This window comes from Microbulbifer sp. MKSA007 (assembly GCA_032615215.1).
In the GTDB taxonomy this organism is placed as follows: Bacteria; Pseudomonadota; Gammaproteobacteria; order Pseudomonadales; family Cellvibrionaceae; genus Microbulbifer.
Genome location: CP128431.1, coordinates 365,699 through 382,704, shown reverse-complemented (window position 1 = coordinate 382,704; position 17,006 = coordinate 365,699). Strand labels below are relative to the sequence as shown.

General features: G+C 53.7%; 16 protein-coding genes and 1 pseudogene. 9 read left to right on the top strand and 8 right to left on the bottom strand.

From position 1 onward, the window contains the following. The first annotated feature begins 24 nt into the window (after nt 1–24). The 4 genes and pseudogenes from cyoA to cyoD all read left to right on the top strand — a co-directional run bounded on the left by cyoA (nt 25) and on the right by cyoD (nt 3,854). Nucleotides 25–951 (top strand): ubiquinol oxidase subunit II, encoded by a 927-nt coding sequence (gene cyoA, locus QT397_01620; protein WNZ53731.1) that lies wholly within the window; start codon nt 25–27, stop codon nt 949–951. A gap of 61 nt (nt 952–1,012) precedes the next feature. Then, nucleotides 1,013–2,940, top strand: a pseudogene (cyoB, locus tag QT397_01615) (cytochrome o ubiquinol oxidase subunit I). After that, entirely contained in the window at nt 2,937–3,545 is a 609-nt protein-coding gene (cyoC, locus tag QT397_01610) for a cytochrome o ubiquinol oxidase subunit III (GenBank protein WNZ53730.1), read from the top strand. Before cyoB ends, cyoC begins: the two are co-directional and overlap by 4 nt. Before the next feature lie 9 nt (nt 3,546–3,554). Further along, on the top strand, nt 3,555–3,854 hold the full coding sequence (gene cyoD / locus QT397_01605) for a cytochrome o ubiquinol oxidase subunit IV (protein ID WNZ53729.1): 300 nt from the start codon (nt 3,555–3,557) through the stop codon (nt 3,852–3,854). On the opposite strand, the gene QT397_01600 is transcribed toward cyoD, so the two are convergent. Beyond that, nucleotides 3,823–4,884 (bottom strand): glycosyltransferase family 1 protein, encoded by a 1,062-nt coding sequence (locus QT397_01600; protein ID WNZ53728.1) that lies wholly within the window; start codon nt 4,882–4,884, stop codon nt 3,823–3,825. The genes cyoD and QT397_01600 overlap by 32 nt on opposite strands. An 18-nt stretch (nt 4,885–4,902) precedes the next feature. Further along, on the bottom strand, nt 4,903–6,048 hold the full coding sequence (locus QT397_01595; protein WNZ53978.1) for an NAD-dependent epimerase/dehydratase family protein: 1,146 nt from the start codon (nt 6,046–6,048) through the stop codon (nt 4,903–4,905). Between the two features lie 588 nt (nt 6,049–6,636). On the opposite strand from QT397_01595, the gene dctP reads away from it, so the two are divergent. The 5 genes from dctP (at nt 6,637) to QT397_01570 (ending at nt 11,445) form a co-directional block, all read left to right on the top strand. Further along, nucleotides 6,637–7,626, top strand: a complete 990-nt coding sequence (gene dctP, locus QT397_01590; protein ID WNZ53727.1) for a TRAP transporter substrate-binding protein DctP — start codon at nt 6,637–6,639, stop codon at nt 7,624–7,626. A gap of 165 nt (nt 7,627–7,791) precedes the next feature. After that, nucleotides 7,792–8,298, top strand: a complete 507-nt coding sequence (locus tag QT397_01585; GenBank protein ID WNZ53726.1) for a TRAP transporter small permease — start codon at nt 7,792–7,794, stop codon at nt 8,296–8,298. 9 nt (nt 8,299–8,307) lie between these two features. Next, complete coding sequence (locus QT397_01580; protein WNZ53725.1) at nt 8,308–9,579, top strand: TRAP transporter large permease subunit; 1,272 nt, start codon at nt 8,308–8,310, stop codon at nt 9,577–9,579. Nucleotides 9,580–9,597: 18 nt separating this feature from the next. Beyond that, nucleotides 9,598–10,452 carry an isocitrate lyase/PEP mutase family protein gene (locus tag QT397_01575; protein WNZ53724.1) on the top strand — a complete coding sequence of 285 codons (855 nt, stop codon included), beginning with the start codon at nt 9,598–9,600 and terminating at the stop codon, nt 10,450–10,452. Nucleotides 10,453–10,737: 285 nt separating this feature from the next. Beyond that, nucleotides 10,738–11,445, top strand: a complete 708-nt coding sequence (locus QT397_01570; protein ID WNZ53723.1) for a glycosyltransferase — start codon at nt 10,738–10,740, stop codon at nt 11,443–11,445. Nucleotides 11,446–11,534: 89 nt separating this feature from the next. Here the strand turns inward: QT397_01570 and map are convergent, their stop codons facing one another. The 6 genes from map to QT397_01540 form a co-directional block, all read right to left on the bottom strand. Then, nucleotides 11,535–12,314: a type I methionyl aminopeptidase gene (gene map, locus QT397_01565; GenBank protein ID WNZ53722.1), complete on the bottom strand. Its 780-nt coding sequence runs from the start codon at nt 12,312–12,314 to the stop codon at nt 11,535–11,537. Continuing rightward, nucleotides 12,311–12,517 (bottom strand): ParD-like family protein, encoded by a 207-nt coding sequence (locus tag QT397_01560; GenBank protein ID WNZ53721.1) that lies wholly within the window; start codon nt 12,515–12,517, stop codon nt 12,311–12,313. Before QT397_01560 ends, map begins: the two co-directional genes overlap by 4 nt. Before the next feature lie 81 nt (nt 12,518–12,598). After that, nucleotides 12,599–13,849: an NAD(P)-binding domain-containing protein gene (locus QT397_01555; protein WNZ53720.1), complete on the bottom strand. Its 1,251-nt coding sequence runs from the start codon at nt 13,847–13,849 to the stop codon at nt 12,599–12,601. A 185-nt stretch (nt 13,850–14,034) separates the two neighbouring features. Next, a complete protein-coding gene (locus QT397_01550) occupies nt 14,035–15,351 on the bottom strand; it encodes a TRAP transporter large permease (protein WNZ53719.1) in 1,317 nt (438 codons plus the stop codon). Nucleotides 15,352–15,355: 4 nt separating this feature from the next. Next, complete coding sequence (locus tag QT397_01545) at nt 15,356–15,868, bottom strand: TRAP transporter small permease (protein WNZ53718.1); 513 nt, start codon at nt 15,866–15,868, stop codon at nt 15,356–15,358. After that, on the bottom strand, nt 15,865–16,914 hold the full coding sequence (locus QT397_01540) for a TRAP transporter substrate-binding protein (GenBank protein ID WNZ53717.1): 1,050 nt from the start codon (nt 16,912–16,914) through the stop codon (nt 15,865–15,867). The genes QT397_01545 and QT397_01540 overlap by 4 nt, the downstream gene beginning before the upstream one ends. Nucleotides 16,915–17,006: the final 92 nt, after the last annotated feature.

The following is a 17,006-nucleotide window of genomic DNA, read 5'->3' as shown; positions in this document are numbered from 1 at the left end:
CACCCAATCCTGCGCGGGAATACGATGAAACATTTCATTTCAAAACCTTGTCTAAGGGGAATAACTCTGCTGGGCCTCCTGCTTGTGTTGGCGGGATGTGGCTTGCAGACCTCTCCAGTCGCCGATCCCAAAGGCCCCATCGCCATCATTGAGCGGGATCTGCTTTACACCGCCTTCTTCATCATGCTGATTGTGGTTATTCCCGTTTACTTCATGGTCTTCTGGTTCATCTGGCGCTACCGCGCAAAAGGTGGGACGGGCGAATACAAGCCGGAATGGCACAAATCCACCATTATTGAGGTGTTCGTCTGGTCCATTCCCGCTGCCATCATCATCACCCTTGGCTATCTGGTCTGGACTTATTCCTACAAGTTGGACCCGTACAAGAAGATCGCAACGCCAGAAAACACCATCAATGTGCAGGTGGTGGCGCAGGACTGGAAGTGGCTCTTCATCTACCCGGACCTTGGCATTGCCTCTGTCAATGAACTCGCCTTCCCCGTTGATAAAGCCGTCAGCATGAAGCTGACCTCAGACACAGTCATGAACTCCCTGCTCATTCCCGCATTAGGGGGACAAATCTATGCCATGGCGGGGATGACCAGTGAGCTGAACCTGAAAGCCAACGAGACCGGACGCTTCCGTGGCCGCAACACACAGTACAGCGGTGATGGCTTTGCCATGCAGTTCTTCGACGCCGTGGCGATGACAGAAGAAGAGTTTCAGGACTGGGTTGCCAACGCCAAGGCGCAGTCCAAACCGCTCTCCACGGTGACATATGATCAACTCGCCCAGCCCAGCATTGCCCACGGGGTGGAGTACTTCTCGTGGGTCAAACCGGGCCTGTTTGAAGAGATCCTGAAAAAGTATGCCCGCCGGCCCGAGACCACCTTGCGCAGACATGCGCCAGCGACGACCCAGCCAGCTTGTGAGGGGGATACACCATGCTAGGAAGATTAGGATTTGACTCCTCCCCTTCTACAGCGCCATCGCCTTTGGCGGCGCCTCCATCACCGTTCTGGGTGGACTGGTTGTCTTTCTGCTGGTCACATACTTCGGTAAGTGGCGGTATTTCTGGGAAGAATGGCTGACAAGCCTGGACCACAAACGCATCGGCATCATGTACATCGCCCTTGCCATGGTGATGCTGGTACGCGGCTTTGTGGATGCGCTGATGATGCGCTCACAGCAGGCTATGGCGTTGAATAACGATGGCTACCTTGCGCCTGAGCACTTCGATCAGGTGTTCAGCTCTCACGGCACAATCATGATCTTCTTCATGGCCATGCCGTTCCTGACGGGCCTTATCAACATCGTCGTACCGCAGCAGATTGGTGCGCGAGATGTGGCCTTCCCGTTCATGAACTCCATCAGTTTATGGCTCACCGCAGCCGGGGCCGCGCTGGTGATGGTCTCACTGGTGATCGGCAAATTCTCGACTGCAGGCTGGACTGGTTATCCCCCCTACTCGGGTGCGGAGTACAGTCCTGGTGTTGGCGTGGATTACTGGATCTGGGCGCTGCTGGTCAGTGGGGTTGGCAGCACTATGACGGGGATTAATTTTGTCGTCACGATCATAAAGTGCCGCGCCCCCAAAATGCGCCTGATGCAGATGCCGCTGTTCACCTGGACCACCTTATGCACCAGCCTCCTCATGGCTTTCGCATTTCCGGCGCTGACAGTTGTCGCAGCTATGCTCGGTCTGGACCGTATTTTAGGGTTCCACTTCTTTACCAATGACTCAGGTGGCAACATGATGAACTATGCCAACCTGATCTGGATCTGGGGTCACCCGGAAGTTTATATCCTCATTCTACCCGCCTTCGGTGTCTTCTCCGAGGTTGTGGCAACCTTCTCGCAAAAAGGCTTTTTGGTTACAAGTCGCTGGTTTATGCGACGGCGGTTATCACCGTTCTGTCCTTCTCGGTCTGGCTGCACCACTTCTTCACTATGGGCTCCAGCCCCAACGTGAATGCGGTGTTTGGCATCGTGACCATGATCATTGCCGTGCCGACGGGCGTAAAGATATTCGACTGGGTGTTCACCATGTACAAGGGGCGGATCATCTTCCACCCCGCCATGTTATTCACCATCGGCTTTCTGGTGACCTTCGTGCTCGGCGGCGTCTCCGGCGTCCTCCTCGCAATCCCCCCCGCCGACTTTTTGATGCATAACTCCACATTCCTTGTTGCCCACTTCCACAATGTGCTTATCCCCGGAGCGGTGTTTGGATATTTCGCGGGTTTCCAATATTGGTTCCCGAAAGCGACCGGTTTCAAACTGGACGAAAAGTGGGGCGCGCGGTCGTTCTGGTTCTGGATTATCGGCTTCTACCTTGCCTTCATGCCGCTCTATGCCCTTGGTTTTATGGGCATGTCTCGCCGCATGGAGCGTTACGACGTGGCGGAATGGCAGCCGTTCCTGATTGTGGCAGCGGTTGGTGCGCTGAGCGTACTGATCGGCATCGTTTGTCAGGGTATGCAGCTTTACGTCAGCATTCGTGATCGTGAGAAAAACCGCGATATCACCGGTGATCCGTACAATGGCCGAACGCTGGAATGGCAAACTGCATCGCCGCCAGCGGAGTATAACTTTGCCAAGATCCCCGACATTCAGGACATCGATGCCTTCTGGGACATGAAGCAACGCGGCGTTGCTTATGCCCCTGCCGAGGAGTACGAGGATATCCACTTACCCCGCAACACCGGCATTGGGGTGTTCCTCGGTGGACTAGGGTTCCTCATCGGATTTGCGGTCACATGGTACATCTGGTGGCTTGTGGCTCTTGGCTTCCTTGGTGTGCTGGCGTGTTTGATAACTCGCAGCTCGCAAGACCACACCTATCAGATCATCCCTGCAGCCGAAATCGAGGCCTATGAAAAGGCTCGCATCAAGGCATTGGAGGAAAAGAAACCAGCACCGGGGGATTTCTGGTCATGAACACATACAGCCCTAAAACCACTGGCTCTCCCGGCCCGACGGAAGAAACCTTAGACATCAGAGACTTGGGCTTCTGGCTCTACCTGATGACAGATGCGATCATCTTCTCGCTTCTGTTTGCAACATACGTGGTCATGTTTCAAAACACGGCCACAGGGCCTTTACCCATTGAGGTGTTTGATATCAAGCACGTCTTTGGCGAAACCATGTTCCTGCTCTTTTCCAGCGTAACGTTTGGCTTCGCCTCACTTGCCTCCGTCAGGGAGCATAAAAGTCAGGCTGTGTTCTGGCTGATTGTCACTATCGTGCTTGGCTTAGGCTTTATCTCGCTGGAAGTGATTGAATTTATTGGCATGATCCAATCCGGCGCCGGACCACAGACCAGTGGCTTCCTCACCGCGTTTTTCACATTGGTGGGGACACATGGGGCGCACGTCAGCCTCGGCATGATCGGGATTTTGGTGATGATCTTCCAGATCCTCATCAAAGGGCTGACCTCTCCGGTCAAATCCCGTCTCCACCGCCTCGGCATGTTCTGGCACTTCCTGGACATTGTCTGGATCGGCATTTTCTCAATCGTCTACATGCCCGGCTGGCTTATTTAGGAGAGACAGATGCACCCGCAATCTCACAGTGCAAAGAGGCTGATCACCGGGTTTATCCTCGCCCTGGCGCTCACCTTAATCCCCTTCGCCGCCGTCTGGACCATGGCCTTTCCGGTTGAACTGACCTTTGGCATCATCGCTTTGTGTGCGCTGGTGCAGGTGGGCGTGCACTTGCACTACTTCCTCGGTATCGACAGCAGAACGCCCATTGAGAATGTGCTGGCCATGAGCTTTGCTGGTGTTCTTATCTTCCTGATGGTTGGCGGTACGCTCTGGATTATGTTTGATCTCTACGAGCGGATGATGTGAGGACATCCTTGGTCTCGTGAGGCTGCTTTTCAGAGAAGCTCATGAGGTTTGCCAGAAAATCCTGCACGGATCGTTCCCACGAAAAGGTTTTGGCGTGGGCAATACAGTCCTCTGATTTCATTGGCAAAGCCCGTTTGATGGCAGCGGCCAGATTCTCATCGGTCGCACCAACCGGGGCATCGCCAATGATGTCTTTCGGCCCCGTCACCGGATAAGCTGCCACGGGGATACCACAGGCCATCGCCTCCAGATTGACGAGTCCGAACGTGTCCGTTTTGGAGGGAAACACCATCACATCAGCCCCGCAATACGCTTCAATCAGATCATCTCCCGTCTTAGCGCCCGTAAACACCGCATCTGGATAGTTCTTGGAAAGAAAAGCCAGATCAGGGCCATCGCCCACCAAAACCTTGGTGCCTGGAAGATTGAGATCTAGAAATGCCTCCAGATTTTTCTCCGGCGCTATCCGCCCCACATAGAGCATCACGGGTTTGGGATAGTCAGCAAACACCTGAGACGGAATGGGTCGGAAGTTCTTTAGCTCCACGCCTCGCTGCCAAAGCACCACTCGCCTGATGCCGATAGTGCGGGCTGCCTCCACCATCGTCTGCGTGGTGACCATGGTCTGAGCGGCCTGATTGTGGAACCTTATCAGCCACTTATAAAACCATGCGGTTGGCAGACCCGTGCGCATAGAGGCATACTCAGGGAACTTGGAGAGCCATGAACTGGTGAACTTATACCCGTTGCGTCGGCAATACTTCCGCGCAGCCCACCCCAGCGGCCCTTCCGTCATCACATGCAGTGCATCCGGCTTCAGCTCCCGCAACATTTTGGAGAGCTTGTAATAGGGAAACAGCGCCAGCTTGATATCTGGATAGGTCGGTAATGGCATCTGATGGAACTGGTCCGGCGTGATCAGGATGACCTCATGCCCCAGCGCCGTGAGTTCTCGGCGTGTTATGCCCAAAACGCGGACAACGCCGTTGATTTGCGGATGCCAGGCATCGGAGACGATAACGATCTTCATCAACCAATCCCTGCAGAACTACCAGAGGGACAGGCAGGGGATCTTGGTGGTGTCACAGCGATCAGAATATTTTCGCGCAATCTCAGTCACTTCGTCCAGCAACCGGTCGCTGAGCGTGATCGGCTTTAATCCCATTTCCAGAAACTGATGATTGGCAACCATCAGGTCGTTTTCAACAGCTTCCTTGCGGGGATTATCCAGATACGCGATCTCCACATTGGTCATTTGAGCGACCATCTCGGCCAGATCTTTTACCCGGTGCACCTCGGTCATCTGGTTGAGAATTTTAACGCGCTCTCCCCGCTCAGGTGGATTTTCGACCGCCAGCTGAACACAGCGCACGGTATCCTGAATATGGATAAATGCCCGTTTCTGCCCGCCCGTTCCATGTACCGTCAGCGGATATCCAATTGCGCCTTGCATGAGGAACCGGTTGAGGACAGTGCCGTAGTCACCATCGTAATCGAACCGGTTGATCAGTCGCTCATCCAGAGAGGTCTGTTCAGTCTGTGTGCCCCAGACAATACCTTGATGCAGGTCCGTAATCCGCAATCCATAGTTCTTGGCGTAGAACTGGAAAAACAGCTGATCCTGTGATTTGGTCATGTGATAGATGGAGCCCGGGCTTGTGGGATAAAGGATCTCCTGCTCCCGTAGATCTCCGTTCACATCCAGATGAACGCGCAAGTACCCCTCCGGGATTTCACAGCCTACGGTGCTATATCCGTACACCCCCATGGTGCCAAGATGCACCAGATGCGGGTCCAGCTCAGCTTCGACGATGGCAGACAGCACATCGTTGGTCGCGTTGAGATTGTTGGAGACTGTATAGCGCCGATGCCATGAGGATTTCATGGAGTATGGCGCAGCTCGTTGTTCTGCAAAGTGGATGATGGCATCCGGCTTTTCCGTTTTCAGCAGCTGCAGAAACCGGTCATAATCTACGCCGAGCGTGATGTTGGCAAAGCGGATTGATTTGCCCGTCAGCTCCTCCCAGGTTGCCAGTCGCTCACTGATCGGCTGAATGGGGGTGAGCGAGGTGACCTCAAGCTCAACGTCAATTTTGCGGTGGGACAGGTTGTCGACGATGATGACATCATGGCCAAGGCTGGAGAACAAAAGACTCGTGGGCCAGCCGCAAAAACCGTCGCCGCCCAATACCATAACTTTACCCACGAAATCGCCCTTCCCGCCGACTCACCCAGTTCAAAGTGAGGTAGCATCCTATTGGTACAGACTGATGAACCCATGGCATTGCTGTTCTGGAACCCCTGATCCGGCAAAACAGGCCCTGCATGATTAGCCCCAACTCTTTCAGGTGGTCACAATGCGCAGTCCAAACACAGGCTAGATAAGCACGTGCGCCGGACAGCTTCATCTCCATAAAATCAAGGGCGAAAGGCTACTGAGAGGCTGATAGATGAGAGCCTCAATCAAAGTACCGCACGCGGAATGTTCATAACTCCGGCTAATTTTGTTTCATTTCACCGAAATATTTCGTCTTGCCTGCAACGTGATTTTCACGTCTGTCACTAAGATTCAGTCCTCGCGAAATTTCCAGAGAGACGTAACGGTCCGCTACGTCTTTTCTAGAGGCGCGGATCACATGCAGAGCCGATGCAAAGTTGCGTTATGGAAGAGATCTAGACAATATAATTACATTTTCTCAGCAATAACGGCCTGTACTTCTTCAAAAAACACTCTCTAATATATCTCATATTTCAGTGAATTTGTTTTGGGAGAGGGACACCAATGAGAGTAAAACTGATTTCAATGTTGGGCGCTGCCGCGCTTTCTTTAACCAGCGTCACTGCAATGGCTGCTGAAACAATTCGCGTTACTTTGCAGCTGCCTGAGACCCACAGTCTGGGCAAGAACTGGAACGCCTTTAAGAAAATCATTGAAGAGAAGTCCAATGGCGAACTGAGCCTTCAGCTCTTCCCGTCTGCTCAGCTGTTTAAAGATAAGGAAGTGCCGGAAGCCGTTGGTTCTGGTGCGATTGAAGCTGGTTCAGCATTTCTTGGCCGCTTCGCCGGGTCTGTTCCAGCCGTTGAGATCGTGAACCTGCCGTTCTTCTTCCGCGATGAAGCACACCTTCGCGCTGCTGCTGCCAACGGATCTCCAATGCGTGAGATTCTCGATAAAGCAGTTCTGGAGGAAACCGGTGCCCGTGTTCTGTGGTGGCAGGCCTATGGACGTAACATTTACCTGAACAACGGCGATCCGATCAGAACACCAGAAGACATCAAAGGCCAGAAAGTTCGCACCTATGGCAAAGTTCTGGGCTGGACTGTGGAAGCACTGGGCGGTGCCCCAACACTGATGTCCGGTTCCAAGCAGTTCCTCGCGTACCAGCAGGGCGCTGTTGATGTAGGCATGACCGGCACTTCCGGCGTGACCAGCCGCAAACTCTATGAAGTGATGGAGAACATGACACTCTCCTATGACTTCGCCATTGAGTTTGTTGCGGTGATCAACAACGACTTCTTCGAGAGCCTTTCTGAAGAGAACCAGAAGATCATTCTGGACGCTGCCGCCGTTGTTGAAAAGCAGCTGCGTGAAGAGGTGTACTCTGGCGAAGATGCCTTGGTTGAAAGCGTTGCAGACAAGATCAACGTGATCCGCCTGAGCGATGAAGAGCGCGCCAAATGGGTGGAAGCAACCGCTTCTGTTCAGGACCGCTTTGTGGAAGCAGCAGGCCCTGTTGCACAGCAGGCAATTGACGCTGCCAAGGGCATGTAAGGCTCTCCTGCCTTTATCATCTTAAATCTGGAGAGGGAGCCGTTTGGCTCCTTTTCTGCCATCCAATCTGTTGGATCCCCTTTTATTTGAGGGAGACGGCTGCACACAGAGATCATTCCAACCCGTGCAGTTCAGCTCTCCGGCAAATCCGTTTGGTGCCCAGCCGTGATTAAGCTCATAGATTACATCTCCGAACTCACCGGCAAATTTGCTGCCTGGGTGTTTTTCGCAATTGGTTTTTTCATCTGTTACGAAGTCGTCGCGCGATATGTCTTCAACAGCCCGACCGTTTGGGTGGATGAAGTCTCCCGTATCGGTCAGATCTGGGGAGCTTATCTGGCGGGAGCCTTTGCGCTCAAACACCGCGAGATGATCGTGATTGATGTGGCTTTCCGTCGTCCGGATACGCTGGTGCGCAAGGTGGTTGAGACCTTCTCTATTCTGGTGATCCTGATCTTCTGCATCACGGCTGTCTGGTATGGCTACGGCCTCTGGTACAAGTCTCTGCTGCGCGGCCACACCACGGACACTTACCTCGCGCTGCCCAAGTGGTTCACCCATGCCTCCGTCTGGGTTGGCTTCGCCTTGCTCGGCCTGCAAGCCATGGCCGAAGCGGTGAAGATCTGGCGCGATGGCGTGCCTGCAGATGACACACTGGAACACGAGATTTAGGGGCGAAAGATGACTGCATTTCTCATTCTTGCAGCCCTGCTGCTGCTTTTGGTTTTCCGCGTTCCTGTTGCGTTTGCGCTTGGCTCGCTCGGAGTATTCCTGCTCTGGTATTTCCCGCTGCCGCTCAACGCCGTGCCGCAACGCCTTTACGGCTCCATGGACAGTTTTGAGCTGCTGGCCGTACCCATGTTCCTGCTCATGTCCAACGTGCTGCTGAAAGGCGGTGTGGGCAAAGATCTGTTTGCGGCCGTGCAAAGCTGGGTCGGGCATTGGCCGGGTGGTCTTGGCGTAGCGACCATCCTGTCCTGCGGCCTGTTTTCCGCTGTTTCCGGCTCTTCCGTTGCCACCGCGGCGACCATCGCAACCGTGGCGATCCCAGAGATGACTTCTCGTGGTTATGAACGCCCGTTTGTGCTGGGCATGCTGGCCGCTGGCGGTACGCTGGGTATCCTCATTCCGCCGTCTATCCCGTTGATCCTCTATGGCATCGTGACAGAAACCTCGATCCCGAAACTTTTCCTTGCAGGCATCGGGCCGGGCCTGTTCCTTGCCAGCGTTTTCATCGTCTATGGCATGCTTTACTCCCGCTTTAACAGCAACTATGAGCGGGTTGAAAAGGCGAGTTGGGAGGAACGCCGACGGGCAACATTCATGGCACTGCCAACCCTGTTGCTCGCTGCGTCCATCATCGGTTCCATCTATATGGGCATCGCCACTCCTTCTGAAAGTGCAGGCATTGGCTTTGTTATGGCGCTCATCATCACGTTCGCCATGGGGCGGATGAACTTGGAGAAGATGAAGGAAGCCACCTACAAGTCCATGAAGACCACAACCATGGTGTTCCTCATCATTGCAGGGGCTAAGGTCTTCTCCTACGCAATCACGCTCTACCGTCTGCCGCAAGATATCTCCACGCTGCTCACCTCCAACATTTCTGAGCCGGGCATGTTCATTCTTGCCGTTGGTCTGGTGCTGCTGATTGTGGGATTCTTCCTGGAGTCCCTCAGCATGTTGCTGATTATGGTGCCCGTATTGTTCCCGGCTCTGGAAGGCATGTTCATCGATCCGATCTGGTTCGGTATCTTTTTTGTGGTGCTGATTGAAACTGCACTGATCACGCCGCCCGTGGGAATGAACCTCTTTATCATTCAAGCCGTTGGGGGCGCAAAACTGTCAGAGGTCGCCAAAGGGGCGTGGCCGTTTGCGCTGATGATGCTGGCAACAGCGGCCTTGCTTTACTTTTGGCAAGGGCTTGCCCTGTATATCCCTTACAACACCTAGGAACTGGGGAGCTCAACCATGTCAAAAGCACAGGTACTCAAGGCGCTGTTTGAGAGCGGCGAATTGAATGTAACCCCTTGCTGCTGGAATGCCCTTTCCGCCCGCTTGATTGAGCAGGCAGGCTTTCCTCTCGCTTTCATGAGCGGTTTTGGTGTTTCTGCCTCCCGCCTTGGGCAGCCAGATGCTGGCCTCATCTCCTACGCTGAGATGGTTGATCAGGCTCGCAACATCGCCTCTGCAACCAGCATTCCGGTGATTGGGGATGGGGATACGGGTTACGGCAACGCGCTCAACGTCAAACGCACGGTCAAAGGCTATGCCAGTGCGGGTATGGCCTGCGTGATGATTGAAGATCAGGTTGCGCCCAAACGCTGCGGTCACACAAAGGGCAAGCACGTGGTGGAGCGGGATGAGGCGTTCATGCGCATCCGTGCTGCGGTTGACGCCAAAAACGAAGGCGCTGATATCCTCATCCTTGCTCGCACAGATGCCCGTGCTGAACATGGTCTGGATGAGGCCATTGCGCGCGCCAAAACCTTCCGCAATATCGGCGCGGACATGACCTTCGTGGAAGCACCGCGAACCGTTGAAGAAATGAAGCGCTATTGTGATGAGGTAGAAGGCCCCAAAATGGCAAATATGCTGGAAGGCGGCCTAACCCCCTTCCTTCAACCAGCTGAACTGCAAGAGCTGGGCTACGCCATCTCCACCTACCCCTTCACCGGCCTCATGGCCATGATCAAAGCTCAACAAGACGCTCTGGCCCAAATGAAGCAAGGCATCTTCCCCGACCCAGCCATGACCTTCGAAGACCTACAAAAAGCCGTTGGTTTCGATGCCTATTACGAAGCTGAGGAACGGTATCGGCATTAGAAAAGGTAGTGTGATACGTTAAGAAGAGAGGACATCTCGCGCCGTCAGGTGGTTGATGAACTGCTTGGAGTATACGTGTATAGCTGCAATGAAAAAGAGATTTCTTAATCAAATAAGGAAACTAGAGAAATTTGGAATTATTCAAATAAATCATTGCCCTAATACAAGTCACACGACAAATACATACAACAGAATCTCACGGATTTATTAGTCCGATTTTTTCTATACAAATTGCGCCATCGGGTTTGTGAAATTTCTTTTCTCAGTAAAACGGTGGTTCTCACAATGTCAGAGAGTGTTCGCATATTCATTGGTTACGATACAAACGAAATCATTGCTTATCATGTCCTTGTTCAGAGCATTATCGAGAACTCATCGCTCCCTCTTTCGATTACACCTATTGCATTGGACAATGTTCGCGGCATTTTTAAACGCGAGAAACATCCGCTTCAATCGACTGAGTTTTCTTTCAGTCGTTTCCTTGCACCGTATCTTTCGAACTATGAAGGTTGGTCCATCTTTATGGATTGCGACATGATCGTGCGTCGTGACATCGCTGAACTTTGGAATATGCGTGATGACGACTATGCAGTCATGTGCTGTAAGCATGATTATACTCCGGTGAGTGACACCAAGTTCCTCAATAACGTCCAGTCGAAATATGAGAAGAAAAACTGGTCGAGCGTGATGATGTTCAACAATGCCAAGTGTAAAGCGCTTACACCTGAATATGTGAACACACGCTCTGGCTTGGAGTTACACCAGTTTAAGTGGTTGGAGAACGACAACCTGATTGGTTCGCTTCCACTCACATGGAACCACTTGGTTGAAGACTATGCATATGATCCTGAGGCAGCATTGATCCATTACACCTATGGTGGTCCGTACTTCGAGGAGTATCTGGATTGTGATTATGCTGAAGATTGGCAGCAGTACAAACGCCGCACTCTTCACGCGACGCAAAGAGCGAAAGCAGAACCAGAGCCTGCATAAGCCTGGGTCCTTAGAAACATCGAAGTAAGGCCGCAGACTTGCGAAGGTTTGCGGCTTTTGCATGAAAACGAAACGGCAGAACTTGCCACTTACCCCGGAACCTTCTCCCCTTCCCGTAATGTCAGCACCTCGAATCCGTCGGCTGTGACCAGCACGGTGTGTTCCCATTGGGCAGAGAGTTGGCGATCGAGGGTTTCTACGGTCCAGCCGTCTTCTTTGGTCACGGTGAGTTCGGTACCTGCGTTGACCATTGGCTCAATTGTGAAGGTCATACCTTCCTTCAGCAGGGTTCCGGTGCCGCGTTTGCCGAAGTGCATGACGGACGGGCCTTCGTGCATGTCACGGCCAATGCCGTGGCCGCAGTAGTCACGCACCACGGAGTAACCCGCGTTTTCTGCGGTCTGCTGAATGGCGGCGCCCACATCCCCCAGTCTTGCCCCCGGACGCACTTCTTTGATGCCAGCCCACATGGCTTTGTAGGTGGTCTTGACCAGCTTCTGCGTTTTACGAGAGGCGCCGGGCATCACGAAGGTACTGCTGGAATCTGCGATGAAACCATCCTTTTCCAGCGTGATATCAACGTTGATGATATCTGAGGCTTTCAGCTTACGGTTCTTATCTGGGATACCATGGCAGACCACTTCGTTGATGGAAGAGTTGAGCGCGAACTTGTAGCCGTACTGGCCTTTGCTGGCCGGGCGGGCTTGCAGTTCGTTGACGATGTAGTCCTCAACGCGATCGTTTATCTCCAGCGTGGAAACACCGGGCTTCACAACATCTTCCAGCATCTTGAAGACCTGAGCCAGCAACTTGCCGGATTGGCGCATCAGGGCGATTTCATCGGCGTTTTTGATGATGATCGCACTCATGTCTCAATCACCTCAGGCGGGGCGAGTTTGCAGGCTTTCAGTTGCTGTTGTACCAGCTCGGAGTAGGTCAGGGTTGGGTTCAGCTCGGCGAGCATGCCCATTTTGATCCAGAACTCCGCCTGAGCGTTGATGGAGCGAGACATGACGGTGCTCGCTTTTCTGATTTCCTCGTGCAGATCATCAGAGATTTTGACAATGCCCATGGAAAGTCTCCTTATACGTTTAATATACATATCGTATATGAATCGCATAAAGGCAAGGGGAGAAATTCAGAAAGGTGAGCACTACTCTTTCAGGTCATACGTGAAAGGATACTGGCGGTAGTCCTGCTGATAGTGACGCTTATGGTCGTTCAGCGTGTTCAGAAAGCCTTTCCAATCCAGATGAGGCTCGCCGGTCATATCACTCAGGCGCGCAAAACACTCGAACACGCTGTTGTGGTATTCCTCCAGATTGGCCGGATCTTTTTGCAGCACACAGCCGCCATTGGCGACTTCCGCTTTGATCTCCTCAATCGGAGGCAGATCCAACTCACCGCTCAGAATTTTAGCGCAGTAGACGCTTTGTAATTGGATGCTGGCAAAGTGCACCGTAAAGCGTGGCAAACCGAGGAAAATGAGTGTTGGGTCGGATGGATAGAACATGTTGAGATAAAGCGGGCCGATGGAGCAACCGCTCAGCTCAATATCGTTCAGGGAGCCTTTCAGAAACGGGAAGTCGTAGATGTAGCCGGTGCACAGGATGATCGCATCGACGTCGTACAGCACTTCACCGTTTTGCAGGTAGACGTTCTTGCCTTCCACGCGTGCGGGTCGGTCATGCTGGCTGATGTTGAGGCTCTGCCCATAAAGACCATCGCGCACATAGCACTTGTGTCCGTTGGGAGGAAACGTGCCGCAGATGTAGACCTGTTCGGCATGCGGGCTCAGGTCCAAGGAAATGTCTTCGGAGGAAACGCAGGCGCCGATCAAGGCAACGCGCTTGCCCTCATAAAGGTTCGGCAGGCGGTAAGACTGGGAGTGGGTGACGGAGCCATCAAAACTCTCTAGTCCATCAATCTTAGCGATGTTCGGATAACTGTCCTTGCCCGTCGCCACGATCACATGGGTGAAGATCCGTTGGGTGCCTTCTGTGGTCACACGCCAGCCATCGCCCGCTTTTTCAACGTGTTGTACCGGTGTGTTGAACTCAATGAGGTTTGAGATGCCAGCGGCTCTGGCGGTGGCGTCGATATAGTCCAGCACCTGAACGCGGCCCGGAAACAGCTCCAGCTCTTCCGGCAGTTTATAGTCGCTGATCTGCATGGCGCGTTTGGGCAGGTTGGCGCGCAGTTTGGGGTACATGGCGGAATATACGTTCTGGCTCTGCGGATCGCGAACGTCAACCGGCTCGTCGGTGAGGACCTCATAGGCCCACTGTCCGCCCAGACAGTTCCGCGCTTCAAACAAAGATGGAATGATACCGCGACGCTTGAGTTCAATCGCTGCTGTGAGCCCGGTTGGGCCAGCCCCGATAATGGCGATGTTAGGAGCCATGAAACCCTCAGCCTTATTATGGTTGCGGGTACTATGGGCCTTGCGGGTTAATTGCCCGTTCTTGGGATTGTTAGGATGCGAGATGAGTGAAGTGGTTCGATGAAATTCTTTGAACCGCTAAGCCCCCAAAGCAAAAAGGGAGAGCTGATGCCCTCCCCTTTGTGATGATCAAAGATCCCTCAGATCTACATGGCTCCAACAAGCCAGAGTGAGAAGCCGGGGACCGCGATCAGCAGCGCGAGGCGGACAAGGTCGGAAACCCAGAACGGGAACACGCCCTTGAAGATGGTGGAGAGCTTGACATCCTGCAGCACGTTGCGCAGGACGAACACGTTGAGGCCGACAGGAGGTGAAATCAGACTGATCTCCGTCACCACCACAACGATCACAGCAAACCAGATCAGAACAGCTTCCGGATCCGCCAGCATTTCGTGGCCGAAGTCCAGCTCAAGGATGAGCGGGTAGAACACCGGCACGGTCAGAAGGATCATGGAGAGGCTTTCCAGCACACAGCCCAGCACGATGTAGATGAGTACAATACCGAGGATCACCATGTAGGCGTTCAGCTCAAGGTCCAGCACCCATTCTGCCAGTGTATCCGGCAGGCCTGCAAAGTTGACGAAGTTGGAGAACACTTCCGCGCCGATAATGATCATGAAGATCATGGCCGTGGTGCGCGCGCTTTCCAGCATGGCGTGGTAGAGGTTTTTTATGGTCATGCCGCCCATGAGCAGTGCGATCAGGAAGGACGTCCCAGCGCCGATGCCCGCTGCTTCAGTCGGGGTGAAGAAGCCACCGTAAATACCCACCATGATCACAGCAAACAGGCCAAGCACGGCGAAGACGCCAAGCTGTTCCTTTTTGCTGAACGGTTCAACACCTTCAGCCTTGGGAGCGAGAGACGGGTTGAGTAGCGTGGCGACGTAGATGGCGCCGATATAGAGCAAGAGTCCCAGAATGCCCGGAATAACACCCGCGATGAACAGCTTGCCGATGTCGGATTCTGTCAGCAGGCCATAGATGATCATTACCACAGATGGCGGGATCAAAATGCCAAGGGTGCCGCCTGCTGCGATGGAACCGGAGGCAAGGCTGTCCGCGTAGCCGTATTTGCGCATGGATGGCATGGCTACTTTGGACATGGTGGCCGCTGTTGCCAAAGACGATCCACAAACCGCAGAAAACCCACCACACGCCACAACTGATGCCATCGCAAGGCCTCCGCGCGCGCCGCCCAGCAGGCGGTTTGCAGCAGCATAAAGGCCGTGACTGACACCGGAAATGGTGAGCAGGTTACCCATAAGGATGAACAGCGGAACAACGGAAAGCGAGTAAGACAGGCTGGTTTCAAAACCAACGGTGCTGACAACGGACCATGTGGCGGACCACCCGCGCATCCAGGCAAAGCCGATGGCGCCGACAAAGATCATGGCGAACGCAATTGGCACGCGCAGGAAAATGAGGACGAGCAGAGCTGCAAAGCCGAGAAGGGACTCAAACATGACTTTAAAAACCTCTGCGGAATGCTTTTTTGAAGAATACGAAGGTGTAACAGGCGCTCAGCAGCGCAGAGACAGCAGCGATCCAGGAAAGGGGTGCCAATGGAATGTCCAGAGCATTGGTTACAGCGCCATCTTCCATCAGGCGTTCAGCGTGAGCTGCCAGTCGCCAGGAGAGGATCACAAGAGTGACGGTGGAAACCGACCAGGCTATGCCCTTCATCACTGATTGCATGACGGGTGGAACCATGCCGTAGATCATGTCCACTTCAACATGTTCTTTACGAGAGGTTGTCAGCGGCAGAGCTGCGAAAACCAGAGCGCCAAGCATCAGCTGGGTGATTTCGAAAGCACCGCGAACAGGGGCGTTGAACCAGTAACGGCCAACCACATCAACGACTGTAAGGCCAGTCAGACCCGCGAGGAGTAACGCGCAACATATTCCAAGGCCAAGCTCTATGAGGTTGGCGAGGGAGCGCACCCGCGATGCGCCCCCGGACCTGTTGTTAGACCCGATCAATTTTCTACGCCTGTAGATTTACGGAACTTGTCGAGAGCAGCAGCGCCGTCAAAGCCGTCTTCTGCAACTGCTTTTGCCCATTCGGTCTCATAGGCAGCTGCTTTTTCCTTGATGGCCGCAACCATTTCAGGAGATGCATCATAGATTTCGATGCCAGCTTTGTTGATGCGCTCGATTGCTTTCTCGTCAGCACCGTTCCATGCCTTACCAACGCGCTCAGCAAATGCATCGCCGGAGATCGCCATGATTGCGGCCTGATCTTCAGCGGAGATCTCACCCCATTTGCCTTCGTTCATGACGAGGAACCATGTGGTGTTGTAGATGCCGCCTGGAACGCGCATGGAGTACTTCACGTGATCCAGCAGTTTGAACGCCGTCAGAGCTTCATAGGTGAAGGTCACGCCGTCGATGATGCCGCGAGACAAGGTCTCGTACACTTCGCCGGATGGCATGAACAGCGGAGACGCGCCCAGATCGCTTGCCAGATCAGCAATGTAACCGCCCGGTACACGGATCTTCAGGCCTTCGATGTCAGCTGGTGTGTTCAGCTTGCGCACGTTGTTATGGAACACGCCCGGGCCATGAACGAAGAGACCAAGAACCTTGGTGCCTTTGTGCTCAGCCTGTGCATCCAGATCGTTTGCGTAAACATCCCAGAATGCTTTGGAACCGGAAACAGCGTCATCACCCAGGAAGGAGAACTGACCGATACGGGAACGCTGGAAGCGGTTGTCCTTGGTGAAGGAGTGCAGGCCGTAGGTGATGTCGACAACACCATCAGCAGCCATGTCAAAGTGTGCTGGTGGTGCGCCGGCTGGCTTGGCCAGAACGCGCACGGACACGCGGCCATTAGTAACTTTTTTAACTTCTTTCGCCCACGGCTTGATTGCGTTGACCACAATCGGGTGGCGTGGTGGCAGCCAGCTGGAAAGAACCAGCTTTGTTTCAGCGTATGCAGCAGTTGCAAATGCAGTTGGCGCCAACATGGCAGCTGTTGCCATGCCAAGCAGCGTGCGGCGAGCAACTTTCGTCTTCAAGAATTCCATGGCTCCCTCCCTTAAGATGCCAATAAAATCAATTTGTCAGATGAAGAACGGGAACCTCCCAGTCCCCGCCCCTCTGGCAGGTCGTCTTTAAA

Coding starts and splice junctions, on each gene's coding strand:
- QT397_01600 (WNZ53728.1), bottom strand. CDS start 4,884: ATGAAGATCGTTATCGTCTCCGATGCCTGGCATCCGCAAATCAACGGC.
- QT397_01575 (WNZ53724.1), top strand. CDS start 9,598: ATGTCAAAAGCACAGGTACTCAAGGCGCTGTTTGAGAGCGGCGAATTG.
- QT397_01550 (WNZ53719.1), bottom strand. CDS start 15,351: ATGTTTGAGTCCCTTCTCGGCTTTGCAGCTCTGCTCGTCCTCATTTTC.
- QT397_01540 (WNZ53717.1), bottom strand. CDS start 16,914: ATGGAATTCTTGAAGACGAAAGTTGCTCGCCGCACGCTGCTTGGCATG.
- QT397_01580 (WNZ53725.1), top strand. CDS start 8,308: ATGACTGCATTTCTCATTCTTGCAGCCCTGCTGCTGCTTTTGGTTTTC.
- QT397_01570 (WNZ53723.1), top strand. CDS start 10,738: ATGTCAGAGAGTGTTCGCATATTCATTGGTTACGATACAAACGAAATC.
- cyoD (WNZ53729.1), top strand. CDS start 3,555: ATGCACCCGCAATCTCACAGTGCAAAGAGGCTGATCACCGGGTTTATC.
- QT397_01560 (WNZ53721.1), bottom strand. CDS start 12,517: ATGGGCATTGTCAAAATCTCTGATGATCTGCACGAGGAAATCAGAAAA.
- map (WNZ53722.1), bottom strand. CDS start 12,314: ATGAGTGCGATCATCATCAAAAACGCCGATGAAATCGCCCTGATGCGC.
- cyoC (WNZ53730.1), top strand. CDS start 2,937: ATGAACACATACAGCCCTAAAACCACTGGCTCTCCCGGCCCGACGGAA.
- QT397_01595 (WNZ53978.1), bottom strand. CDS start 6,048: ATGGTATTGGGCGGCGACGGTTTTTGCGGCTGGCCCACGAGTCTTTTG.
- QT397_01555 (WNZ53720.1), bottom strand. CDS start 13,849: ATGGCTCCTAACATCGCCATTATCGGGGCTGGCCCAACCGGGCTCACA.
- cyoA (WNZ53731.1), top strand. CDS start 25: ATGAAACATTTCATTTCAAAACCTTGTCTAAGGGGAATAACTCTGCTG.
- dctP (WNZ53727.1), top strand. CDS start 6,637: ATGAGAGTAAAACTGATTTCAATGTTGGGCGCTGCCGCGCTTTCTTTA.